20 protein-coding genes are annotated in these 23,950 nt (G+C 71.5%); 6 read left to right on the top strand and 14 right to left on the bottom strand.

Annotation, left to right across the window (positions count from 1 at the left end):
- On the top strand, positions 1–909 hold the full coding sequence (locus tag O7631_RS12905) for an alpha/beta hydrolase (protein ID WP_269680512.1): 909 nt from the start codon (positions 1–3) through the stop codon (positions 907–909).
- A 45-nt stretch (positions 910–954) separates the two neighbouring features.
- Here O7631_RS12905 and fxsT read toward each other — a convergent pair whose 3' ends face one another.
- From fxsT to O7631_RS12875, 6 genes are all read right to left on the bottom strand, one after another.
- A complete protein-coding gene (fxsT, locus tag O7631_RS12900; protein ID WP_278144437.1) occupies positions 955–4,824 on the bottom strand; it encodes an FxSxx-COOH system tetratricopeptide repeat protein in 3,870 nt (1,289 codons plus the stop codon).
- Positions 4,821–6,092, bottom strand: a complete 1,272-nt coding sequence (locus tag O7631_RS12895) for a TIR-like protein FxsC (RefSeq protein WP_278144435.1) — start codon at positions 6,090–6,092, stop codon at positions 4,821–4,823. Before O7631_RS12895 ends, fxsT begins: the two co-directional genes overlap by 4 nt.
- Positions 6,089–6,748 carry a TIR-like protein FxsC gene (locus O7631_RS12890; protein ID WP_269680515.1) on the bottom strand — a complete coding sequence of 220 codons (660 nt, stop codon included), beginning with the start codon at positions 6,746–6,748 and terminating at the stop codon, positions 6,089–6,091. Before O7631_RS12890 ends, O7631_RS12895 begins: the two co-directional genes overlap by 4 nt.
- Positions 6,749–6,800: 52 nt before the next feature.
- Entirely contained in the window at positions 6,801–7,622 is an 822-nt protein-coding gene (locus tag O7631_RS12885) for an AAC(3) family N-acetyltransferase (RefSeq protein WP_278144434.1), read from the bottom strand.
- Positions 7,606–9,864 carry an FxsB family cyclophane-forming radical SAM/SPASM peptide maturase gene (locus O7631_RS12880; protein ID WP_278144433.1) on the bottom strand — a complete coding sequence of 753 codons (2,259 nt, stop codon included), beginning with the start codon at positions 9,862–9,864 and terminating at the stop codon, positions 7,606–7,608. Before O7631_RS12880 ends, O7631_RS12885 begins: the two co-directional genes overlap by 17 nt.
- Positions 9,865–9,927: 63 nt before the next feature.
- Positions 9,928–10,116 (bottom strand): hypothetical protein, encoded by a 189-nt coding sequence (locus O7631_RS12875; protein ID WP_278144432.1) that lies wholly within the window; start codon positions 10,114–10,116, stop codon positions 9,928–9,930.
- Between the two features lie 166 nt (positions 10,117–10,282).
- Between O7631_RS12875 and O7631_RS12870 the strand changes: the two genes are divergently transcribed.
- Positions 10,283–10,531 (top strand): DUF2277 family protein, encoded by a 249-nt coding sequence (locus O7631_RS12870; RefSeq protein WP_269680518.1) that lies wholly within the window; start codon positions 10,283–10,285, stop codon positions 10,529–10,531.
- A gap of 58 nt (positions 10,532–10,589) precedes the next feature.
- On the opposite strand, the gene O7631_RS12865 is transcribed toward O7631_RS12870, so the two are convergent.
- Positions 10,590–11,069, bottom strand: a complete 480-nt coding sequence (locus O7631_RS12865; RefSeq protein ID WP_088990907.1) for a hypothetical protein — start codon at positions 11,067–11,069, stop codon at positions 10,590–10,592.
- 247 nt (positions 11,070–11,316) lie between these two features.
- On the bottom strand, positions 11,317–12,306 hold the full coding sequence (gene selD, locus O7631_RS12860) for a selenide, water dikinase SelD (RefSeq protein ID WP_278144431.1): 990 nt from the start codon (positions 12,304–12,306) through the stop codon (positions 11,317–11,319).
- Between the two features lie 195 nt (positions 12,307–12,501).
- On the opposite strand from selD, the gene O7631_RS12855 reads away from it, so the two are divergent.
- The 4 genes from O7631_RS12855 to O7631_RS12840 are packed head-to-tail and all read left to right on the top strand — an operon-like array spanning position 12,502 to position 15,909.
- A complete protein-coding gene (locus O7631_RS12855; protein WP_278144430.1) occupies positions 12,502–13,257 on the top strand; it encodes an amino acid ABC transporter ATP-binding protein in 756 nt (251 codons plus the stop codon).
- A 56-nt stretch (positions 13,258–13,313) separates the two neighbouring features.
- Positions 13,314–14,192 carry a glutamate ABC transporter substrate-binding protein gene (locus O7631_RS12850; RefSeq protein ID WP_278144429.1) on the top strand — a complete coding sequence of 293 codons (879 nt, stop codon included), beginning with the start codon at positions 13,314–13,316 and terminating at the stop codon, positions 14,190–14,192.
- Between the two features lie 41 nt (positions 14,193–14,233).
- Entirely contained in the window at positions 14,234–14,941 is a 708-nt protein-coding gene (locus O7631_RS12845; protein ID WP_278144428.1) for an amino acid ABC transporter permease, read from the top strand.
- Positions 14,938–15,909 (top strand): amino acid ABC transporter permease, encoded by a 972-nt coding sequence (locus tag O7631_RS12840; RefSeq protein ID WP_278144427.1) that lies wholly within the window; start codon positions 14,938–14,940, stop codon positions 15,907–15,909. The genes O7631_RS12845 and O7631_RS12840 overlap by 4 nt, the downstream gene beginning before the upstream one ends.
- A 78-nt stretch (positions 15,910–15,987) precedes the next feature.
- On the opposite strand, the gene rny is transcribed toward O7631_RS12840, so the two are convergent.
- The 6 genes from rny to O7631_RS12810 all read right to left on the bottom strand — a co-directional run bounded on the left by rny (position 15,988) and on the right by O7631_RS12810 (position 23,791).
- Positions 15,988–17,754: a ribonuclease Y gene (gene rny / locus O7631_RS12835; RefSeq protein ID WP_269680524.1), complete on the bottom strand. Its 1,767-nt coding sequence runs from the start codon at positions 17,752–17,754 to the stop codon at positions 15,988–15,990.
- 588 nt (positions 17,755–18,342) lie between these two features.
- Entirely contained in the window at positions 18,343–19,032 is a 690-nt protein-coding gene (locus O7631_RS12830) for a regulatory protein RecX (protein ID WP_278144426.1), read from the bottom strand.
- A gap of 14 nt (positions 19,033–19,046) precedes the next feature.
- Positions 19,047–20,093: a recombinase RecA gene (recA, locus tag O7631_RS12825; protein ID WP_088990914.1), complete on the bottom strand. Its 1,047-nt coding sequence runs from the start codon at positions 20,091–20,093 to the stop codon at positions 19,047–19,049.
- 184 nt (positions 20,094–20,277) lie between these two features.
- Entirely contained in the window at positions 20,278–20,478 is a 201-nt protein-coding gene (locus O7631_RS12820; RefSeq protein ID WP_088990915.1) for a DUF3046 domain-containing protein, read from the bottom strand.
- Positions 20,479–20,482: 4 nt separating this feature from the next.
- Complete coding sequence (locus tag O7631_RS12815) at positions 20,483–21,841, bottom strand: MFS transporter (RefSeq protein ID WP_278144424.1); 1,359 nt, start codon at positions 21,839–21,841, stop codon at positions 20,483–20,485.
- Between the two features lie 345 nt (positions 21,842–22,186).
- A complete protein-coding gene (locus O7631_RS12810) occupies positions 22,187–23,791 on the bottom strand; it encodes an FAD-dependent oxidoreductase (RefSeq protein WP_278144423.1) in 1,605 nt (534 codons plus the stop codon).
- Positions 23,792–23,950: the final 159 nt, after the last annotated feature.

Raw genomic sequence — 23,950 nt, 5'->3', positions numbered from 1 at the left:
GTGACGCGACAAGATGCGGCACAGCGCACCGTCACCACCCCGGACGGGCGGCACCTCGCGGTGGAGACCTCCGGCTCCCCGGACGGGCCCGCGGTCTTCCTGCTGCACGGCACCCCGGGCAGTCGCAGCGGCCCCCGTCCACGGGGCATCGTCGTCTACCGCCTCGGCGTACACCTCGTCTGCTACGACCGGCCCGGTTACGGCGACTCCGACCGGCACGAGGGTCGGCGGGTGGCCGACGCGGCGGCCGACGTGGCGGCGATCGCCGACGACCTCGGCATCGAACGGTTCGCGGTGGTGGGTCGATCAGGTGGCGGCCCACACGCCCTGGCCTGCGCGGCGCTGCTGCCCGACCGGGTCACCCGGGCCGCCGTGCTGGTGGGGCTCGCCCCGGCCGGCGCACCCGACCTGGACTGGTACGCCGGCATGGCGGAATCGAACGTGGAGGACTACGGGCAGGCCGACGAGGACCTGGCCGAGCTGACCCTCAACCTGAAGGTGCGCGCCGAAGAAGCCCGCCGGGACCCGATGACGTTGCTGGAGTTCCTCCGCCCCCAGTTGCCGGAGGCGGACATCCGGGTCGTCGACGACGTCGCGATCCGCCGGCTCCTGACCGACATGTACTCCGAGGCGCTGCGGCACGGCCCCGAGGGCTGGATCGACGACGTGCTGGCCATCCGCCGCGGCTGGGGTTTCGACCTGGGTGCCATCCGTGCCGAGGTCCGGCTCTGGCACGGCGAGCAGGACCGCTTCTCCCCGGTGGAGCACTCCCACTGGCTCGCCTCGCGGATCTCCCGCGCCGAGGTCCAGGTGCAGCCCGGCGCCGCGCACTTCGGTGCGGTGGAGATCCTTCCGCAGACCCTGAGCTGGCTGGCCCGACCGGACCTGGCGACCAGCCCTCGACTCTGACCGGCGGGCCGGGCCGACAACCCGACCCGGCCGCCGACCAGCCCGTCAGATCGTGTGCGGGTCGATCACCCGGACCACGAACCGCCGCTCCCGCAGGGTCTGCACGGTCGGGTGCTCCGGGCCGATCACCTCCGCCAGCCGGTCCGCCACGTCGCCGACGTCCTCGCCCGCCGCCTCACCACCGACCCGCCTCGACACCAGGGCGAGATCACCGAGGCAGCGCAGCGTGTCCGGGTGCTCCGCGCCGATCACCGCGGCCAGACGACCGGCGGTCTCCCGCAGGCGGTCGCGGGCCATCTCCCACTCCCCCTCCTCGGCGAGGCACACGGCGTGGTTCACCTCCGCCGCGAGGGTGTGCGGGTGGTCGGGGCCGAGTACCTTGCGCAGTTCACCGGCCGCGAGGGCCGCCGACGCGAGCGCGTCCGACCTGCGCCCGACCGAGCGCTCGGCGGCGGAGATGTTGCTCAACGTCGCCAACGTGTGCGGGTGCTCCGCACCGAGGTGCAGTTGCTCGTCGTACGACTGCCGGACCGCTGTCATCTCGGTCAGCGCCCGGGCACCGTCGCCGACGGCCAGCAGGTTCGCCGCCCGACTCGAACGGCACGCCACGGTGTCCGGGTTGTCCGGGCCGAACCGTTCGTCGAGTTCCCGGTAGGCCGTCTCGAACATCGGCGCGGCCTCCGCTCCCCGGCCCGCGCTGCGCAGTGACACCGCCAGGTTGACCTGCGCGGCGAGACTCTGGCCGTCGTCCGGCCCGAGCACCTCGCAGTACGTCTCGTAGACGGTGCGCAGCAGGGTCGCCGACCTCTCGTACTCGCCGGCCTCCCGCAGGTCGCTGCCCAGCCGCACGGCGGAGACGAGGGTGTACGGGTGGGTGGGGCCGAGCACCAGCCGCCGCCGCTGGTGCACCTCGTCGTCCCACCGGCGGGCGGCCCGATAGTCGCCGACCAGGCGGTACGAGACGGCAAGGTTGTTGGCGGCGCTCAACGTCCGGGGATGGTCCTCGCCGAACACCTGGAGCCAGGAGGCGTAGGTGGACCTGTCCCGTTCCAGGGCCTCGGCGTAGCGGCCGAGCGCGCGCAGGTCACCGCCGAGGCTGCCGGCGGTCATCAGACTGTGCGGGTGCATAGCGCCCAGCAACCGGCGTTGCTCGGCCAGCACCGCCTCGTCCAGGTCCCGGGCCTCCTCGAACCGGCCCAGGCTGCGCAGGATGTTCGCCCGGTTGAACCTCAGGTGCAGCAACTGCCGGCCCAACGCCGACGCCTCGGCCTCGTCCCGCGTGTCGGCGAGCCGCGCCGCCCAGGTGCCGTCGACCTCCTGGCTGAACACGTCGGCCTGGTCCAGACCGCCGCGCTGCCACAGATAGCGAACCCGGTCGATCAGCAGCTGGCACACCGACTCGTCCGGGCAGGTCAGCGCCTCGGACACCTCCAGATGCGGCCAGAGCATGCGTAGCCGGGCCCAGGTGGTCGGGTCGTCCACGTCACCACGCGGCCGGGACGCGGCAAGCACCAGGTGCACCTGGTGCCGGGCGGCGTCGATCTCGTCCTCGGTCATCCGGTCGCGGACCACCGCCTGCAACAACCGGTGCACCTGGACCCGGCCGCCCTGGACGTCGAGTTTGAGCAGCGCCAGCCGGTTGATCTGCTGGACCAGCGCACCGCGCACGAGCCGCTCCGACACCGACGGGTCGAACGGCACGAGGGCCGCCGCCATCTCGTCGCTGTAGATGAGTTCCAGCGAGATTTCGGGGGCCAGCACCGAGCAGAGCTGCAACAGCCGGTACGCGGCGGGCGCCTGGTCGTGCAGCCGGTTCAGCGACAGGTCCCAGGTGGCCTCGACGGAGAGGGCGCTCGGGCCGTGCCGCTCGATCTGCCGCAGGTAGTCGCCGACCGACGTGCCAGTGTCGGCGAGCCAGGCGCCCGCCGCGGCCACCGCGATCGGCAGGTCGCCGAGCGCCTCGGCCACCCGGTCGGCCTCCTCGGCGCTGATCGTGGGCACCCGCTGGGCGAGGTGCGTGACGCTCTCGGTGCGGTCGAAGACGTCCACCTGGATCGGGTTCGCCCGGTCACCCCAGGCGCGGTTGCGGGAGGTCAGCAGGACGTGCCCGGGGCCCTGCGGCAGGAAGGGCTCGATCTGGTCGAGTTCCTCGGCGTTGTCGAGCACGACGAGCCACCGCTCGTACGGCTCGCCCCGGCCGAGGACCTGCAGCACGGACCGGACCGTGTCCGGCAGGGTGGGCCCGGCCAGGATGCCGAGGCGACTGGCGAGGTCGGCGAGGGCGGTGTCGACGAACTGCGGCGGGTCCGCCACGATCCACCACACCACGTCGTACGCGGCCTTGAACCGGTGCACGTATTCCAAAGCCACCTGGGTCTTGCCGACGCCGCCCATGCCCTGCAGGGCGACCGGCAGCACCACAGCGCTCCCGCCGCTCTGCAGTTGCGAGCGCAACCGGGCCAGGTCGTCCTCCCGGCCGGTGAACCGGGCGTTCCGGTTGGGCGCGTTGAAGATCAGCGGCTCGGCGCCGGGGAACCGGGCGCTGCCGCCCGCCGGCCCGTCCGCCGACGACGGCACCGGTCTGCCGACCAGCCGCAACACCCGCTCCACGGCGGTCGCCGCACTCACGTTGACCAGGTTGGTGGAACTCTGCGAGGGGAATTCCGTCAGCGGACGCAGGTCGGCGACGTACACCGCGAGCGCCGTCGAGCCGGTGCTCGTGTCGCGATCGGGCAGACCACCGGACGGCGTCGCCACATAGGCGGGTGAGACCACCGTCAACGTGCGCGGCGCCGGCGTACCGGCGGACCCGACGGCGGTCGTCGGGTCGACCACCCGCAGCCCGGCCGAGCTGAGCACCCGTTCCAGCCACTCCGCCCAGATGGCGTCCTCCGGCGCGCAGCGCAGCACGATCTGGTCGTCGATCGCCTCGGTGCGCCGGCGGAAACGGGCCTTGCCCCGCTCCCGTACCGACTCGTCCATCACCGGCAGTGCGGTCACCGCGCCGTCGGTGAGGATCCCCGTCAACGTCTCGAACGCGGCCAGCAGTGACGTCGGCGAGCCGGGCGGGTCGCCGAACGTGGCAAGCGTCTCCTCGTACGCGTAGAACGGCCGGTACGGGACCTCGACCGCCGCCCAGTACCGCCGCCGTTCGGCCTCGGTCATGCCGGCGGGCAACCCGGCGAACCGGCGCATGGCCAGCAGACGTCCCGCCTCGGCCCGCTCCTTCTCGGCCTGGTCGACCCGCATCGGGACCGGCAGGACCCGGATGTCACGCCGCCGGTACCGGTCCCGTACCGAGTGCGCCACCCTCGCCGCGCCGTCGATGCCCTGGTCACTGAGGGTGAAGCAGTCGACCAGGGTGTCCGGCAGGTGCAGGGTGCAGATGTCGGCGACGTCGCTCAACCCCGTCCGACTGTCGATCAGGGTGAAGTCGTACTGACGTTTCATGTCCGCGCGCAACGCCTCGAAGAACTGCGCGCCGCCCAGCCGGTTGTAGAAGTTGTCCCAGTCCAACCCGCTCACCGAGACCGCGTAGTCGCTGTTCTGCCGGCCCGCGGAGAGGAAGTCGAGGCCACCGCCGTTGGGAAAGTTCCAGCGCAGCGAGAACGCGTGTCGACCGACCCGGGCGAACTGCTCCATCCAGCGGTCTGGTCGGTCGTCGACCCGGGTGGTCTCCCACTCGTAGTCGCGGATCATGTCGATCACACCGCTGGTGCCCTGGATCGCCTCGGCGTCGAGAAACGGGTGGAAGAAGCGGTGCAGGCCGGGCGATTCCAGGTCCCAGTCGGCCACCAGCACCCGCCGGCCGCTGGCCGCCAGGATCCAGGCCACGTTGGCCAGCGCCATCGTCCGGCCCGTCCCACCCTTGAACGAGTAGAAGGTGACGACCTGGCCTTCGCGATCGTTGTTCATCGGTTATCTCCGTGGGGACGCAATGGGGCCGGTTCATCGGGCGGGGACGCGGGGTCGGTGGGAGCGGCCGGGCCGGTGGCGGACAGGCCGTCACGCAGGCTGGGCACCGGCTCCGGCGGTGGTTCGAAGGGGACCACCGGGCCGTACTTGAGGAACTGACGGCGGGCCTCGGTGACCAGCGCAGGCATCAACTCGACGAACTCCGGCACTGTGCACGCGCGCTTGACCTGGGGCAGACCGGCGTCGTGCAGCAGCTGGGTGACCTCGGTCGCCCACCGGCTGGCGTCCTGGGTGTCGTCGTCGTCAGTGACCACCAACGGAACGACCCACTCGCGCAGACCGTGCAGCATCCGGGCGAGGACTTCCGCCCCGTCCGGCGCCGCCGCGATCCACGGGTCGACCAGCAGGACGGCGGGCCGGCGGCCGAGCAGCCCGGCGGCCTGCGCGAAGTCGGCCGTACGGGCGGACAGCCCGAGCCGCTCGGCGGTGCTGGCCGCGTACTCGGCGGCGGGCAGCTCCTGGCGACGCCCGTACGGCCGCCAGAGCCGGCCGCTGGCCGCATAGCCGGCGGGGTCGCGGTCGGACGGCAGATGGTCCCGGGTCGGGGCCAGGACGGCGACGACGAAGTCCGGGTCGGTCGTCCCCGGCCGCACGACCTCGTCGAGGCCCGGCGCGCGGGACGGGCCCAGCGGCCGCCGCTCGGCGGTGTGCACGATCCGGCTGGCCAGGCGACTCAGCAGAAGCTCGTACTGCTCCCGGTACGGGGCCAGCATGCAGAACGCGCGCAGGCCGTCCTCGGCGTACTCCGGGACGTCACGGCCCAGGTCCAGGGCGCCGTCCAGCTCCGGATGGGCCTCCCACGGGGGGAACGGAATCCACAGCACCGGAACGAGGTGGCCGGTGGCGACCCGGGCCGACCCGGCGGCGGCCAGCCGGGCCCGGAAGGACTCCTGCTCCCCCAACGCCCACGGTCGGCTGAAGTAGCCGGGCGAGTAGAGCGGCACGAAGACCTCGGCGTCGCCGAGCGCCTCGGCGAGAGCGGCCTTCCAGTCGGCCCCCAGCGGGATCTGCTGGTCGAAGAAACCGATCCGCATCCCCGCCACCGGTCGCGCCTGCCGACGCACCTCGGCGGTCAGGTCGGCGAAGAACTTGCCGACCCAGACGTCGGCGTCGGCGCGGGCACCCGGCGGTGGCGCCGAGTGCGCGTAGCTGAGGAAGAAGTACGTCCCTCGCGACGCCTGGCGACGCCGGTCCGCCGGCGGGCTCATCCCGGCTCCTCGGCGAACCTGTTGCACAGCTCGTCCACGCTCGTCGGCACCCAGGGCTCCACCAGGTACGACCGGTGGATGGCCACGATCCGCTGTGCGAGCCGCCAGACCACCGCCCGGTACGCGTTCTCCCACTGCATGGTCAGCAAGCCGTAGACCCCATCCCGCTGGTAGTGCACCGCGATGTCGGGATCCGGCATGGCGGTCGGGGTGAATCGTTGGATGTCGCGCAGCACCCGGGGCAGTGCCGTGCCGTTCGTCGGTGACCAGGTGACCGGCACGATCGCCGTCTCGTGCGGCGAGGCGGAGCTGTGCCGGGGGACGATCCGTCGGCGGGAGAACGCGTCCCACTCGCGACCACACCACTCGCTGCCGAGCAGCGCGCTGGACACCAGCGGGACGAACACCTGGCAGGTGCCCGCGGCCTGGAGCAGCTCGGGGCTCCACCGTTCGCCACCGGCGATGGAGGTGTCCAGGAAGCCGGCGTCCACACCGGTCACCGGGCCGACCAACTCGCTGACGTGGACGGAGACGTCCTCGAAGAACCGGGAGACGTACTCGGCGGGTTTGCCGGTGGCCCGGCCGATGGGCGCCCGCGAATAGCTGATGAAGAAGAGCGGGGCGCGCGTCCTGGAGGGTGCGTCCACTGTGCTCACCGCAACCCCTCCGCCCTCCCCACGCGGCCGGACCATCAGCGTAGTCCCCGCGTCAACGCCGCGCTGCCAAGCGGTTCGCGGCGAACCAGCCGACGGCGAAGTCCACAACGGCCCGTGCCGGCAGTAGGCGAGCCTCGGCCCGGCCGACCCGACCGCGTTGGACGAAGGGCATCTCGTCGAGTGCGGCGCCGACCTTGGGGAAGTCGGTGTCGTCCAGGTCGAGCGCGTGGAAGTCGAGACGGACCCGCCGCCCGTTGACGAGCCGGAAGCAGTGGTAGTCGCGTTCCGGCGGCGGCACCGGCAGCCGGTACTCGGCCAGGTGCAGGGCGCTGCACGCCTCGTAGCCCGCGCCGAGCAGCAGGACCTGCCCGTCGGCCGCGTACAGGTTGCCCACCGGTGACCGTTCCCCCAGGTGGCAGGTGAGGTCGTGGCCGTCGGTGAGCTGACGGGCCCGAGGGCCGAGCGCGGCGAACGAGGTCTGCGGGTGGTCGCTGCGCACCGCGCCCGGCGCGCAGCGGACGTACTCGGCGAGGGCGCCCATCCGCTGCGAGGGGGTGTGGCGGTCCCAGCCCGGCAGCGTCGCCTCGTAGCGGTCGCGCTGCGCCCCGTCCATGCCGGCGACGGCCGCCAGGTGGGCCCGGGAGGTCGTCGAGTTGCCGTCGTTGTGGGTGGGCACCAGCAGCGTGCCGGCGGGACCGAGAACGTCCCGCAGGGCCCCGGCGAGCGTCGCCGGGCCGTGCTCGAGCGGGCCCACCCGTCGCAGCCCGCAGTGCACCACCAGGCACACACCCGGCCGGACCCCCAGCGCCCGCAGGTCGTCGGCCAGGCGGGGCCGCCCCAGAATCGGCCAGGGCCGCTCATCGGGACCCGACACGGGGCTCCTCCAGCGCGTGGCGCAACCCGTCGACGAACCGCTCACCAGCGGCGGTGAGCGATCGGCTGGCCAGCAGGGCGTCGACGCCGGCCCGGGTCCACGCGAGGTAGCGGGCGGCGTGCGCCGACGCGTCCCCGCCCTCGGTCGCCGCCCGGGACCGCCACACCTGGGTGACGGCCAGGTGGGCGTACACCCCCTGGAGGACGCCCTCGGGTGGCCGCGGGTCGGGACGCCAGGGCACCCGGATCGCCGCGCCCTGACCCGGCGCGACCAGGTCGTACCGGTCGAGCACCGCGCCGAGCTTCGCGTGCTGCCACTCGTGCACGAGCAACACCGCCATCGTCTCCGCGTCGGTGTAGGGGGTGACGGCGACCGCGCCGAACGCGTGCCGGGCGGTCGCGCTCCGCAGGGGGCGCTCCGGATCAGGCATCAGCGGCACGACGGCCCGCAGGTTGCCGTCCAGCACCGCCCCGTGTGCCGGCACATCGCGGTGCACGACCTTCCATGCCTCCGCGAGGGTACGCCCCAACGCCCGCACCGCCGCGGTCGTGAGGCCGGGCGCGACCGACTGGCCGTAGCAGTCCCGGTACGGGTCGTCGTCCTCGATGAGCAGCCGCCCACCGGGCACCAGCACGTCGCGTGTCGGTCGCCAACCGGCCGACGGCTGACCCGAGTCGAGGTGGACCGTCCGGGCCGCCGAACCACCCCGGACCCGGAAACCCCCGGGCTGGACGGTCACCTCGGCGCTCTCCCCCAGACCGGGCAGCACCAGACTGCCGAGCGTGGGCACCGTGATCACGTCAGGCCGCACCGGAACGTCCACTGTGACGGGTACGCCCGCCCGGACGGCAGCGGCGACGGCGATGGCCGGCAGCGGGTCGACGGCCTGGCGGACATCGGATCGGGTCGACGGGTCGAGACGACGCACCAGCCGCGGACGGATGAACGGGTGTTCCAGGACCGCTCGGACCACCGCCGGCGCCGTCACCTCGAGGTCGGCGAGCACCTCCCATGCGGCCGTGGGGCCGAACATCTCCCGGCAGGCGGTCACCAACATCCGGGTGATGGCCACCTGGTCGTCGGCGAGCCGTCTGACGGTCTGCGGCGACCCGTGCCCGGTCGCCAGGTCGTCCAGCATCTCGTCGGCCGGTGCGGGACTGGCCCACTCGTGGGCGGGCGTCGTGTACGCGTCCACACCCTCGATCAGGCGGAGCAGGTCGGCGCAGTAGACCGAGGGGTTGTCGAAGCCGGAGCCGGTGCGCCAGCGATGGGCGTACAGACCGCCACCACACCGGTCGACCACCGGGCAGGCCCGGCACGTCGCACAGAGCCCCTGCACGCCCTCCTGGCGGACGGCGACACCGGGGTGCCGGGCGGCCTCGTCCACCGAGTGCGCGAACACGTCGAACCCGGTGCCGGCCGCGCCGTGGTACGCCGTCTTCAACGAGTCGACCTGCTCCCAACTGCCGTCCGCCTCGATGACCAGCACGTCGGCCGGCGCGAGGCCGAACGCCTCGGTGCCCCCGCCGCCCGGCCGCAGCGCCTCGAACAGCCGGAAGGACCCGGGGCGCCCGTCGTCCACCCACCTGCTGTGGACGCGGAGAAGCCAGTCCGCGTACGGGGTGGCACCACCGGGCCGCTGCGGCGGATCGTCCCAGGTGGCGTGTGGCAACAGCAGGTCGACCCGGGGCGGGCTCTCGGCAACCAACGCCTCGTACACCCGGTCGGGGTCGTTGCGGACGTCGACGGTGCACAGGATGCCGGCGTAGCTGCCGCGGAACCCGGGCTGCCGGAGCAGGGCCAGGGCCCGCCGAACGTGGTCGTAGCTGCTGCCGCCGTGGGCGAAGACCCGGTGCCTGTCGTTCGCCGTGCGATCACCGTCGAACGACACGCCGACCCGTACGCCGTACTCGACGAACAGCCGGCACAGGTCCTCGTCGAGCAGTACGCCGTTGGTCTGCATGCGCAGGTCGAGTCGCGTCCACGGGCTGATCGCCGTGCGCAGCTCGGCCAGCACCTCGCGCAGCCCGGCGGCACCGAGAAGCAGGGGTTCACCCCCGTGCAGCACCACGTGCACGGTCGGCAACCCGTGCTCGCGGGCGTGCTCGGCGATGCGCCGCGCGGCGGAACGGGCCGTGGCCGCCGACATCCGCAGCGGTCGGTCCCGCCAGGTCTGGTCGGCGTGCTGGTAGACGTAGCAGTGGTCGCAGCTGAGGTCGCACCGGCTGTGCACCTTCAGCACGAACTGGCTGATCCGCCGGCAGGATCCATCCGCTCCGGGTGCACCGCACCGGCAGGTCATCTGTCAGATGGACGAGTTGAAGGCGGCGACGGCGACACTGCCGGATGCCACGGACTGGCCCGCGACGACGCGCCTGCGGACCGCCTCGACCAGATCGGCGTGCTCGACGGCAATCCGCTCCAGCGGAGTGTGCAGGCTGCGGGTGAGGTCATCCAGGTCGGGACGGGGTGATCGGGTGGGGGCGTGGTCCACAATGAGTCTCCGGGGGCCCGGGGCGCTGGGAGCGCGAGCGACGACAATGGCTCGAAAGGCTCTGGTCCGTGACCAGGATAGACAAATATCGACCAAGTGTCACCGTCGGTACAGTCGCCGGCACCACGGGTGGCAGACCGCCGGGCCCGACAGAGGAGGAGCGCACATGTGCCGGAGCATCAAGACGCTGCGCGAGCCGTTCACCCCGCAGGTGACGGACGCGGACGTCGAGGCGGCGGCGTTGCAGTACGTCCGGAAGATCTCTGGCTTCCGGGCGCCCGCCGCGCACAACGCCGCCGCGTTCGACGCCGCGGTGGCCGCCGTGGCCGAGGCGACGCGCACGCTGCTCGACCAGCTGGTGGTGCGGGGTGCCGGCTCGGGCACCCCGGACCGGCCGGCCGCCGCGTCCCACTGACCATCGGGTCGCCCGGCCCGACCTCTCTACGAGGTCAGGCCGCGGCGCGTTTACGCGGTCAGGCCGCGGCGAGCGCCGGGGCGATGGTGTCGGGCGCCCAGCGCGAGCGGTGACACTGCGACCATCCCCGGCAACCCGGGTCGCCCAACGTGCAGAGCCGCTTCCGGGTGAGCACCTCACCGTCGTCGGTGTCCCGCACGTCGAAGTGCACCGGACGCACCGTGCCGTCCGGGGCCACCAGCAGGTGCCGGCCCGCGTCGAGCGTGTCGTCGCGCAACAGGCAGTTGCGGCCGAGCAGTCGAGCGAGCGCGGCGATGCTGGCGTGCTCGGGGAGCCGCTCGGGCACCCCGTAGATGTCCACCACCGTCGCGAACTCGCCCGGCGCCTCCCAGACGTCGCACACCACCGCGTACGCCGGCAGCCGGGCCGGATCGGCCACCGCCAACGGCATCACCACCCGACCAATGGCCTCGGCCAGCGCCGGGTAGACCTGGACGGGTTGAGCCCCGTCGATTCTCCAGTTCCACAGCTCGGTCATTTCGCCTCCTCGCTGCGTTCGTCCCCACCGGCCTCCGGATCGGGCCTTACTGACGATGGTGGAGGGCATTTGACCCCAGCCGGGCGCAAGTTACCGGTCTGTGACCATTCCGGGCAAAATTTCCCTGAGCGGCATTGCTCGGAGTAGCGGGAAGGTGACAGTTTATCGGGTACGGTGCGCCCGCCGCACCACCGCCACCGCGTGTCCTCACGTTCCTCGCGGGCCCCGGCCAGGTGTTACGGATCATTCAGCGCAGGACGACCAGGTGCTCGCCACGCGGCAGCAACTCGCCCACCACCGGCGCGCCGGGCACCTCACCGGCCACCAGCAGGCCGCCGGAGGTCTGCGCGTCGGCCAGCAGCAACCGCTCGTCCGCCCCGGCAGAGCCGAAATCGGTCCACGGCGTCACCCACGCCAGGTTGCGCTGGCTGCCGCCGCTGACGTAGCCGTCGCGCAACGCCTCCCGGGCGCCCTCCAGGTACGGCACCCGCGCCGTGTCGATGGCCACCGTGAGCTGACTGGCCCGCGCCAACTTCGAGGCGTGCCCGAGCAGACCGAACCCGGTCACGTCGGTGCCGCACCGGATGCCGGCGGCGACCGCCGCGCGGGCGGCGTCCCGGTTGAGCGCGCTCATCGACGCCACCGCCTGCGGGAAGCTCTCACCGGTGTTCTTGTGCCGGGTGTTCAACACACCCACCCCGAGCGGCTTCGTCAGCGACAACGGCAAGCCGGCCCGCCCGGCGTCCAGGGTGATCATCTCTTCGGGCCGGACCGTGCCGGTGACCGCCAGCCCGTACTTCGGGCCGTCGTCGTCCACGCTGTGCCCGCCCGCCAGGTGGCAGCCGGCCTCCCGGGCCACGTCCTGCCCACCGCGCAGGACCTCGCCCGCCAACTCCATCGGCAGCACGTCGCGCGGCCAGCAGAGCAGGTTGAGCGCCACCAGCGGGGTGCCGCCCATCGCGTACACGTCGGAGAGCGCGTTGGCCGCGGCGATCCGACCCCAGTCGTACGCGTCGTCGACCACCGGAGTGAAGAAGTCGGCGGTGCTGACCAGGCCGGTCCGCTCGTCGAGGCGTACCACCGCCGCGTCGTCGCCGTGGTCCAGCCCGACCAGCAACTCGGCGGTGCCGGTCGCCGGGCCGAGACCGGCCACCATGATCTCCAACTCGCCCGGAGGGATCTTGCAGGCGCAGCCACCGCCGCGGGCGTAACGAGTCAGCCGTACCGGTTCGGTCATTCCCTCATGATCTCGACAACGCGCCACGATCGCTACCGCGGCCGCCCAGACGGTGACCGAAATCGGACCCGCGACGACGATCGTGACCGGTGTTACCGCTCCGTGACCCGCTGAGTTGCGTTCCGCCACATCAGGCCGCCTACAGTGGCCGCACCGGGGGTCAACCGACCCCGATCCGGGAGACGACAGGGGACGGTGGACGACGTGACGACGGGCGAACCGCTCATCGTGCTGGACGCGGTCAACAAGTGGTTCGGGCCGCTGCACGTGCTGGACGACGTCTCGCTGTCGGTGGGTCGGGGCGAGGTGGTCGTGGTGATCGGCCCGTCCGGCTCCGGCAAGTCGACGCTGTGCCGCACCATCAACCGACTGGAGCCGATCAACTCCGGCACCATCACCTTCGACGGCCAGCCGCTGCCGGCCGAGGGCAAGCCCCTCGCGAAGCTGCGCAGCGAGGTGGGGATGGTCTTCCAGTCCTTCAACCTCTTCGCGCACAAGACCATCCTGGAGAACGTCACCCTCGGCCCGATCAAGGTCCGCAAGGAGAAGCCGGCCGCCGCCCGTGAGCGCGGCCTGGCCCTGCTCGACCGGGTCGGCATCGCCAACCAGGCGGACAAGTTCCCGGCCCAACTCTCCGGCGGCCAGCAGCAGCGGGTGGCCATCGCCCGGGCGCTGGCCATGCAGCCCAAGGCGATGCTCTTCGACGAGCCCACCAGCGCCCTGGACCCGGAGATGGTGGGCGAGGTGCTGGACGTGATGACCTCGCTGGCCAGCGACGGCATGACGATGGTCGTGGTCACGCACGAGATGGGGTTCGCGCGGCACGCCGCCAACCGGGTCATCTTCATGGCCGACGGGCAACTGGTAGAGGACGCCCCGCCCGCGGAGTTCTTCGCGAACCCGCGCAGCGAGCGGGCCCGAGACTTCCTCTCCAAGATCCTCACGCACTAGGCGTCCGTAGTGGAGCGCGCCGCACTCGGTGGGCTCCGTCGAAGAAGGAGAAGAGTATGCGTATCACGCGCGTTGCGGCAGTCGCCGCGGTCGCCGCTCTGGTGCTCGGCCTCACCGCCTGCGGTGGCGACGACGGCGGGGAGGGCACCGGCGCTGGCAGCAAGTCCTTCGCCGCCGGCAGCACCATGGAGAAGCTGAACAAGGCTCAGAAGATCAAGGTCGGCACCAAGTTCGACCAGCCCGGCTTCGGCCTGAAGGGCCTCTCCGGCAAGCCGGAGGGCTTCGACGTCGAGATCGCCAAGATCATCGTCAAGGAGCTCGGCATCCCCGAGGACAAGATCGAGTGGGTCGAGGCCCCCTCGAAGGTCCGCGAGGACGTCATCGTCAACGGCACCGTCGACCTGGTCGCGGCGACGTACACGATCAACGACAAGCGCAAGGAGCGGATCGCCTTCGCGGGCCCGTACTACGAGGCCGGCCAGAACATCCTGGTCAAGAAGGACGACACCACGATCACCGGTCCGGACTCGTTCAAGGACGGCACCAAGAAGGTCTGCTCGGTCACCGGCTCCACCCCGGCCGAGACGATCAAGCAGTACGTCAAGGACGTCGGCACCCAGCTGGTGCTCTTCGACACCTACGACAAGTGCCGGGACGCCCTCAAGGGCGGCCAGGTCAACGCCGTGACCACTGACAACGTCATCCTGCTCGGCTACATCGCCAAGGACGAGGCCTCCTTCAAGCTGGCCGGCAGCAACTTCACCAAGGAGCCGTACGGCATCGGCGTGAAGAAGGACGACGCGGACTTCCGCAGCTTCATCAACGACACGCTGGACAAGGCGGTCGCCGACGGCAGCTGGAAGAAGGCCTGGGACGAGACCGCCGGCAAGTTCGGCGCGGAACTGGGCTCGGCGCCCACCATCAACCGCTACTGATCTGATCCTTCGATCTGGAGGGTGGGGAGGAACACCGACCCGTGAACGTGCTCATCGACAAGTTCGACGTCTTTGCGGGTGGTTTCTGGCTCACCCTCCAGATCTGCGTCCTCGCCGCGATCGGCGCCCTCATCCTGGGCGCCATCGTGGCGGTGCTCCGCATCTCGCCGGTGCCGCCGCTACGCGCTCTCGGCACCGCCTACGTGAACGTCTTCCGCAACATGCCGCTGACCGTGGTGATGTTCTTCGCCGCGTTCGGCCTGCCGGCGCTCGGCTCCAACGCGGACTTCCTCCGCATCCCGGTGGTCGACTCGTTGTTCACCCGGCTCGGCACCGATCTGCCGTACTTCCGGTTCGCGCTGATCGCCCTCGTGCTGTACACGGCCGCGTTCGTCTGTGAGGCGCTGCGGTCCGGGGTCAATGCGGTGCCCGCCGGCCAGGCGGAGGCTGCGCGCTCCCTGGGCCTGACGTTCGGGCAGAACCTGCGGTACGTGGTGTTGCCGCAGTCGTGGAAGGCCTCCATCGTGCCGCTCGGCTCGGTGATCATCGCGATGATCAAGAACTCGGCGCTGGCCGGCTTCTTCGGAGTCGTCGGTGACCTGTCCGCCACGGCCGATCAGCTCACCGGCGCTGAGGGGTACGCCTTCATCCCGGTCGCCATCGGCATCTCGATCGGCTACCTGATCATGACGGTGCCGCTCGGCGCACTGCTGGACCGGATCGAGAAGCGACAGGCGGTGGCCCGATGAGTCAGCAGACCAGCGTCCTCTACGACGTTCCCGGGCCGCGGCAGCGGCGGATCACCCTGCTCAGCAGCATCGTCGCCGGGGTGGTCCTGCTCGTCGGGGCGTACTTCCTCATCTACCGACCGCTGGACGAGAAGGGCCAGTTGTCGATGGAGCTGTGGGGGCCGCTCGTCGACCCCTCCAACGAGAACTTCTCCCTGGTGTGGGAACGGATCGGCCTCGGCTTCAAGAACACCCTGATCGCGGCGGCGATGGCCATCGTGGCCTCGCTGGTGGTCGGCACGCTCCTGGCGGTGCTGCGGATCCAGCTCAAGAGCCTGACCGGTCGCAGGTTCACCGGCCTCGCCACGCCGCTGGCGTACCTGCTGCGCGGGCTGAGCACGCTGCTGTCGGCCATCACCCGGGTCTGCGTCGAGGTGTTCCGCGGCCTGCCGGTGGTGATCACCATCTTCTTCGTGGCCCGCGGCTTTCCCGAGTTCGGCCTCTACTTCGACAACCTCTGGTATCTGGTCATCGGCCTCACCATCTACAACTCGGTGGTGATCGGCGAGATCCTCCGCTCCGGCATGGAAGGGCTGCCGGGGGGTCAACGGGAGGCAGCCTCCGCCATCGGGCTCTCCCCGCTCCAGACCACCTGGATGATCCTGCTGCCGCAGTCCTTCCGGATCATGCTGCCGGCCCTGATCAGCCAACTGGTCGTGGTGCTCAAGGACACCTCGCTCGGGTTCATCATCAGCTACGAGGAGACCCTGAACATCGGCAAGCAGATCATCGGCGCGCTGAGCAACCCGATCCAGGTCTACGTCGTGATCGCCGTGCTCTTCATCGTGGTGAACTACTCGCTGTCGAAGCTCGCCCAGTACGTCCAGCACCGGCTCGCCAAGGGCCGCAAGACCGCTGGCACCCCGGCACAGAACCCGCCGCCTGCGGCGCTGATGTCCCAGGCAGAGAGCCACGGCACGGGCATCTGACACCCAGGCACTCTGACGCTCAGCACGCACGAAAGGGGCCAGCCCGGAAAACCGGGCTGGCCCCTTTCCCTATTGCGACTACCGGGCGATCTCGGTGACCCGGGACTCGCGGACCACCGTGACCCGGATCTGACCCGGGTAGGTCAGCTCCTCCTCGATCTGCTTGGCCACGTCGCGGGCCAGCACGGCAGCCCCGATGTCGTCCACGTCGTCCGGCTTGACCATCACCCGGATCTCCCGGCCGGCCTGCATGGCGAAGACCTTGTCCACGCCGAGCTTGCCGGCCGCGATCTCCTCGATCCGCTCCAGCCGCTTGACGTACGCCTCCAGGCTCTCCCGACGCGCGCCCGGCCGACCGCCGGAGCAGGCGTCGGACGCCTGGGTGAGGACGGCCTCGATGGTCTGCGGGGGCACCTCGTTGTGGTGCGCCTCGATGGCGTGCACCACGTCCTCGTGCTCGCCGTACTTACGGGCCAGGTCCGCGCCGATGATGGCGTGGCTGCCCTCCACCTCGTGGGTGAGCGCCTTGCCGATGTCGTGCAGGAACGCCGACCGCTTGATGATGGGCACGTCCAACCGCAGCTCGGCCGCCATGATGCCGGCGATGTGGGCGGTCTCGACCAGGTGCTTGAGCACGTTCTGCCCGTACGAGGTGCGGTAGCGCAGGCGGCCGAGCAGGGTCACCAGCTCCGGGTGGATCTCGGTGATGCCGACCTCGACCAGGGCGTCCTCGGCGGCGCGGAGGCAGAGCTCCTCCACCTCCTGCCGGGCCAGGTCGTAGACCTCCTCGATCCGGTGCGGGTGGATCCGCCCGTCCAGCACCAGCTTTTCCAGCGTCAGCCGGCCCACCTCCCGGCGGACCGGGTCGAAGCAGGAGAGCAACACCGCCTCGGGGGTGTCGTCGATGATCAGGTTGACGCCGGTCACCGACTCGAAGGCGCGGATGTTGCGCCCCTCCCGGCCGATGATCCGCCCCTTCATCTCGTCACCGGGGAGGTGCAGGACGCTGACCACGCTCTCCGCGGTCTGCTCGCTGGCGACCCGCTGGATCGCGTCCACCACGATGTGTCGGGCCCGCTGCTCGGCGGTGTTGCGCGCGTCGGACTCGATGTCCCGGACGAGCAGTGCCGCCTCCCGCTTGGCGGACGTCTCGATCGCCTCGACCAGCTCCAGTCGGGCCGACTCGGCGGTGAGCCCGGCGACCCGCTCCAACTCCCGGCGCCGGAGTTCCTCCGACTCGGCCAGCTCGACCTCCCGCTGGGCGAGCGCTGACTCCCGGGCGGCGAGGTCGGCCTTCGCGGCGGTGAGCTGCCGCTCCCGCTCGGCGAACCGCTCCACCTCCTCGGTGTGCATCCGCTCCCGCTCGTCCATCCGGGCGGCCCGGCGTTCCACCTCGGCGGCCTGCTCCCGGGTGGTGGCGGCCAGCACCGCGACCTCCCGCTCGCCGCTGCGCCGCGCTGCCGTCCGCAGCTGCTCGGCGTCCGCCTCGGCCTGCTTGTGGGCGCGCTCCAGGACGGTGTCCGCCTCGGCGCGGGCGTCGTCGAGCACCCGACGCGCCTCGGCGCGGGCCGCCTTCGCCTCCGCCTTCGCCGCCGCCGCCTCGGTACGGGCTGCCGCAGCCGCGGACTTCGCCACGTCGATCGTGCTGTTCGCCTCGTCGGCCGCCGTTCGCAGGGCAGCGAGCGACTGCTCCTGACGATCCTTCTCGGCGATGAAGGCGGGATCCTCCGGAGCCGGCCCGGCACCCATCCGGCGCATCGTCCGGATGCCCACCAGCACGGCCCCGATCACGACCACCGCGAGGACGAGGACGGCCGCGAGGAGCACGACATCGAAGGCGTTCATGCCGGGACCCCGTCGGGTCTACCGGTGAACCTGTGCCGCCGCCCCGCCATGGCCGCCTCCCCTAACGTCGAGACCGCAGCGACCGTGCCGGGGCACACTCCTGCGGCTGTGGACGCCCGACCGGAGCGGCTGGCCGTGGGTAGCTCTCTCCGCCGGCGGTGCCCGCGGGCAACGTCGGCGACCGGGTGCAGTTGTCGCGGCGTCCCGGACCGGCCAGTCCGGAGCTGCCGCCAAAGGCCGCGGAGTCGGCCAAAGTGATGCTGTCTTGTTACGCGATCTATGTTGTGCGCTTAGCCTGCAATGGTCGGGCAATGTGAGCCTGTATGGCGAGGCTAGGTCTCCGGGGGTGCTCTGGTCAAGGACTCATGATCAAACCCCCCGAACGGAGAGAAGTTGAATCGTCACCCAAAGCTGATGTCGTTGCGGACACAGGGTGACAAAAACGGCGACCTGGCAGGCGCGATTGACATGTCGTACCTGTTCAGGCACGACGACCCAGTGAGCAGAGCCGACTTTGTGACAACCATGACGTCGCCACCGAGCCGCCGCCCGCCGTCACCGTCGAGCCCCGTCAGCCCTGCGGGCCGGTCACTCCACCGCGCGGGTGTCGCGGTCCAGATCACCCTCGACGTCGGCCAGCGCGTCGGCGTCGATCTGCTCGGCGAACTCGGCCGCCTCGGCGCTCTGCGCCGCCAGCGCGTCCTTTACCGCCCGGATCGCGACCCCCGGCGGGTAGCCCTTGCGGGCCAGCATGCCCACCAGCCGGCGGAAGACCGCATCGGGCTCGCCTCGGGCCGTACGCAGCTTGCGCTCCACGAGACCACGGGCGGTGTCCGCCTCGGTCTCCTCGTCCAACTCACCCAACGCCTCGGTGGCCACGTCACCGTCGACGCCCTTACGGCGCAACTCGTTGGCGAGGGCACGGCGAGCCAGCCCGCGACCGGTGTGCCGACTGGACACCCACGCCCGGGCGAACGCGGCGTCGTCGATGATGCCGACCTCGTCGTACCGGTCGAGCACCTCGGCCGACACCTGCTCGGAGATGCCCCGCTTGGCCAACGCCCCGGCCAGCTCGGCCCGGGTGCGTGGCCGGACGGCGAGCTGGCGCAGGCAGATCTCGCGCGCCACCTCGGACTCGTCGCGCGGTGGGGGCGCCGGTTCGTCCGCCGACGACTCGGCCCGGCGTCCCCGACGGGGACGCGGTGGGTCAGCGGCGTCGCCCGTACGGGGCGGACTGGCATCCCAGCCCCGCCCCGTACGGGCGCGTCGTCCTGCCATGGGTCAGCGACCGGTCAGAAGTCGACCGGCGGCAGCTCCGGGCCACCGGCGGCGTCACCCGCGCCGACACCGACACCGAGCTTCTCCAGGATCTTCTTCTCGATCTCGGCGGCCACGTCCGGGTTTTCCTTCAGGAACTCCCGAGCCTTCTCCTTGCCCTGACCGAGCTGGTCGCCGTCGTACGTGTACCACGCTCCGGACTTGCGGATGATCGCCTGCTCCACGCCGACGTCGATCAGCGAGCCCTCACGCGAGATGCCCTTGCCGTACATGATGTCGAACTCGGCCTGCTTGAACGGCGCGGCGACCTTGTTCTTCACGACCTTGACCCGGGTGCGGTTGCCGACCACGTCGGTGCCGTCCTTGAGGCTCTCGATGCGTCGCACGTCGAGCCGGACCGAGGCGTAGAACTTCAGCGCCCGACCACCGGTGGTGGTCTCCGGGCTGCCGAACATGACACCGATCTTTTCCCGCAGCTGGTTGATGAAGATCGCCGTGGTGCCGGTGTTGCTGAGCACACCGGTGATCTTCCGGAGGGCCTGGCTCATCAGCCGGGCCTGGAGACCCACGTGGCTGTCGCCCATCTCGCCCTCGATCTCGGCGCGCGGCACCAGGGCCGCCACCGAGTCGATCACGATGATGTCGAGCGCGCCGGAGCGGATCAGCATGTCCGCGATCTCCAGCGCCTGCTCGCCGGTGTCCGGCTGGGAGACCAGCATCGCGTCGGTGTCGACACCGAGGGCCTTCGCGTACTCCGGGTCGAGCGCGTGCTCGGCGTCGATGAAGGCGGCGATGCCGCCATTGCGCTGGGCGTTGGCCACCGCGTGCAGGGCCACCGTGGTCTTACCGCTGGACTCGGGGCCGTAGACCTCGATCACCCGACCCCGCGGCAGACCACCCACACCGAGCGCCACGTCGAGCGCGATGGAGCCGGTCGGGATCACGGCGGTCTGGACGACGGGCCGCTCCCCCAGCCGCATCACCGAGCCCTTGCCGAATTGCTTGTCGATCTGAGCGAGAGCAAGGTCGAGTGCCTTCTCCCGGTCAGGCCCTGCTGCCATGGTTGCCACCCCTGCCTTCGCCGGCGTCTTTGCTGAGCTTCGCGTCACGCGGACACGCTAGGCGCTAGGTCCGACAGAAAACCAGCCGACGGGCCGCGAGCTGTGGACGAGCACCCCGCTGTGGACAATAGCCGAACAGGTGTACGACTCGACAAGCGACACGCGGAAGTGACGAAAAGGCTGCTCAGCGTAGTCGGGCGGGCACTCGGTCGGGGTACGCGGCACAGACCGCCCGCCACACCACGTTCGTCCGCTCACCCGCCGCCAACGCCTGCTCGATGGTCCGTCCGTCGAGCTGGGACAGCACCTGGTCGCGGGCGATGCTCGCCGCGTAGCCCGGCCCGAACGCCTCCTCCAAGCGCGCCCAGAAGTCGGTCAGCCGCACGTGATCAGCCCTCCTCGTCCGGTGCCCCGGTCGGCACCGGGCGCAACGCTAGCGCCACCAGGGGCGCCGCCGCGACCGCCGCGAGCAGGGTGAGCACGGGATAACCGGCGAACTGCATGACAAACCCGCTGACCACGGCGGCGGCGGCCCCGGCCAACCCCATGACCAGGTCGGAGAACCCCTGGACGCTCGGCCGCACCCCGGTCGGCACCGACTCGGACAGCAGCGTCGAGCCGGCCACCATCGTCCCCGACCAGCCCAGCCCGAGCAGGACGAGACCCACCGAGAGTCGGGGGGTGTGGTGCCCGGCGGTGCCGGCGACCGCGCAGGCGGCCAGTAGGAACCCGACCCCACCGAGGATCACGGCCCGCCGACCGAGCCGGTCGGTGAGCCACCCCACCACCGGGGAGAACGCGTACATGCCCGCGATGTGCAGGCTCAGCACGATGCCGACCAGGCGCAGCACGTCGGCGTCGGCGTGCGACTCGCCGAGCCGGACCGGGGTCATCGCCATCACCGCCACCATGACCAGGTGACCGACGGCCACGGCGGCGATGCCGAGCCGGGCGGCGGGCCGTTCGCGTACCACCGCCCAGGCCGCCCGCATCCCCGCGCCGCGCGGCGCGCGCACCGCTACCGGCGCGGCGGCCGGTGCCTCCGCCACCGCGGCCGTGGGCGCGGCGTCGGTCGGCGGCACGACTGGCGTGTCGGCCGCCGCGAGCCGCCGCGCGGTGAGCAGCGGGTCGGGCCGGAGCAACCCGAGGAGTACGACGGCAGCCAGCACGAACGCTGCCGAGCTGAACGCGAACGGGCCGGCGAGTGGGGGCAACCCCCAGCCGGTGGTGACCCGGTCGGCCAGGGCGGCGAAGTTCGGCGCGGCCACCGCACCGATGGTGGTCGCCCAGACGATCAGGGAGAGCTGCCGCCCCCGACGGGCCGGCTCGGCGAGGTCCACGGCCGTGTAGCGGGCCTGGAGGTTAGCGGCGGTGCCCCCGCCGAAGAGCAACATGCCGAGGAAGAGCAGCGGGATCCAGTGGGTCATCGCGGACAGCACCACGAGCACGCCGCCGACGGCACCGATCGCGTACGCCACCACCAGCCCTGGTCGCCGGCCGTGCCGCGCCATGATCCGGGTGACCGGGACGGCGAGCAACGCCGCGCCGACCACCCCGGCGCTCTGTGCCACACCGGCCACCGCGGTGCCGGCGATCCGCGCGGCGAGCAGCGCGCCCACCGCGATGCCGATGGTGACGCCGACACCGCCGACGATCTGGGTGGTGAAGAGCAGCCGCAGGGTACGGCGCTGGATCGACGCGATGTCGGGGGGAGCGGCGGTGCCCGGCGCGGTCAGGTCGGTGGCCATCGACGCTCCTTACGAAGTGGGTGTCCCCATCCTCGCGCACCCAACCCGCCGCCCGCCGCCCCGCACCACGCGCCACCGCGTCCCGCACCCGCCGCGCCCCGCGCCGCGCCCGATCGCCCCGCGCCCGGCGCCGCCCCGCCCTCGCCCTCGCCCTCGCCCTCGCTTGATCCGCGCAACATCAGGGATGTTGCTGTCTCAAGGTGCCCGGAGGCAGCACTTTCCCCGAAGTTGCGCAGATCTTGGTCGGGCGCGGGGCGGTCGGGCGCGGGGCGGTCGGGCGCGGGGCGGTCGGGCGCGGGGCGGGGCGCGGGGCGCGGGGCGGATACGCCCGGCCGGCCGGGTCGGTCAGCCGGCCATCACGCGCTGGTGCAGCGACGACACCGCCGAGCGGGCCGCCACGAACGCGCCGTGCTGCCAGGCCACCTCGTGGCTCAGCCAGTCCCCGGCGAAGTAGACCCGCCCGGCCGGCTGGAGCAGCAGGTTGTACCCGGCCGTGCCGTAGCGAGGTGAGGTCCAGGCGCCCTCGATGAAAGGCGTCCGGTCCCAGGCGTGGGAGTACGAGGTGACCAGCTCGCTGCGGTACTTGTCACCGTGGATCTTCACACCCTGGGCGACCGCACGCTCCCTGCGCTGCTCGGGTGTGAGCCCGCTGTACGTCCGGGCGTTCGCACCGGTGTTGTAGTAGCCGACGACCAGGCCGCGCTTGCCGTGGAAGCCGTGCGACGGGTACCAGATGTGCGACAGGTCCAGGTCGGTCTCGGTGATGCCGCCGTAGATCCGCTGGTCGGCCTCCCACCAGCGGCTGCGGTACTCCAGACCGATCTTGCCGGCGGCGGTGACCGGGAAGTCGGCCAGGGCGGCGGTCACCGCCGTGCCGAGATTGTGCGGTACGCGGGCCATCAGGTGCGGCGGCAGCGTGGCCACGCAGTAGTCGGCGGTGATCTGCGCCTGCCGGGAGCCCTGCCGATAGGTCACCTCGACGGCGCCGCCCCGGTCGGTCACCCCGGTCACCTCGGCGTCGAGCCGGATCCGGTGCGGCCCCACCGCCTTGGCCAGGGCCCGGGGGATCTGGTCCATGCCGCCGACCGGCTGGAACATCAGCATGGCCTGGTCGTAGCCGAACTCGAAGGAGAAGTACCGGCCGACGTTGCTGGCGAAGACGTCGGAGAGCGCCGGGGGCGCACCGAGAGGACTGCCCACGTCGTTGCCCGCCCCCGGATAGGCGGCGAAGCCCCGACGGCTGGTCCCGGTGTACGCCCATCCGTTGGTGCGTCCGCCGATCGCACCGAAGCTCTGCAGGAACGACAGGAGCCGGGTCCGGTCCTCGGCGGTGAGCTGGGCGTCCAGCGCGCCCTGGTCGGTGGCCTTCGCCAGCAGTTCCGAGACGTAGCCGTACACGTCGGCCTTGGCCGTGCGGTACCGGACCGGCTCGGTCATACCGGCGGACTCGTTGTAGATCCAGGCGTCGGCGTTCTGGTTGGTGAAGACCTCGACGGGCACTCCGAGTTCCCGGCAGTAGTCCATGGTCACCATCCACTGCGCGATCCGGCCCGGCCCGGCGTTGAAGTAGACCCCGTCGGAGAAGCCCGCCCGCTGCGTCCGTCCATCGAGGTCGGTTTCGACGTCGCCGCCACGGATGGTCAGGTTGCGCCCGCCGACCCGGTGCCGCGCCTCGAGGATCGTGCAGCGGTAACCCGCCTTGCCCAACTCGTAGGCGGCGGTGAGACCGGCGATGCCGCCTCCGAGGATGACCACACTGGCACCCGGCCGCCCGGTCAGCGTGAAGTCGGACCGCTCGGGCGGCCGGAATGCGGGGGTGACCGCCGCTTCCGCACTGGGTGCGAGGCCCATCGCGCCCATCGTGGCGAGCATCGCGCCGGCACCACCGCTGACTCCCACCGCCCGCAGGAACCCACGCCGGCTCACCGTCGACTGTGTCTGACCGCTCATCGCGCCTCCCCTACAAGATCGACTTGCATGAGTTTGCAGAGAGGCTGTTTCGTGAATCGCGCGATGCCGTTTCCGGTAGGTATCGGCTCGTCCGCGGCCGCCGGGCACGCCGACGGCGGGAACGGGGACGTTCAGCAAGATCACAATGAGGCGCTGAGC

Source organism: Micromonospora sp. WMMD967, assembly GCF_029626165.1.
In the GTDB taxonomy this organism is placed as follows: Bacteria; Actinomycetota; Actinomycetes; order Mycobacteriales; family Micromonosporaceae; genus Micromonospora; species Micromonospora taraxaci.
Note: the sequence above shows the minus strand (reverse complement) of the source record. Positions and strands in the feature narration are given on the sequence as shown.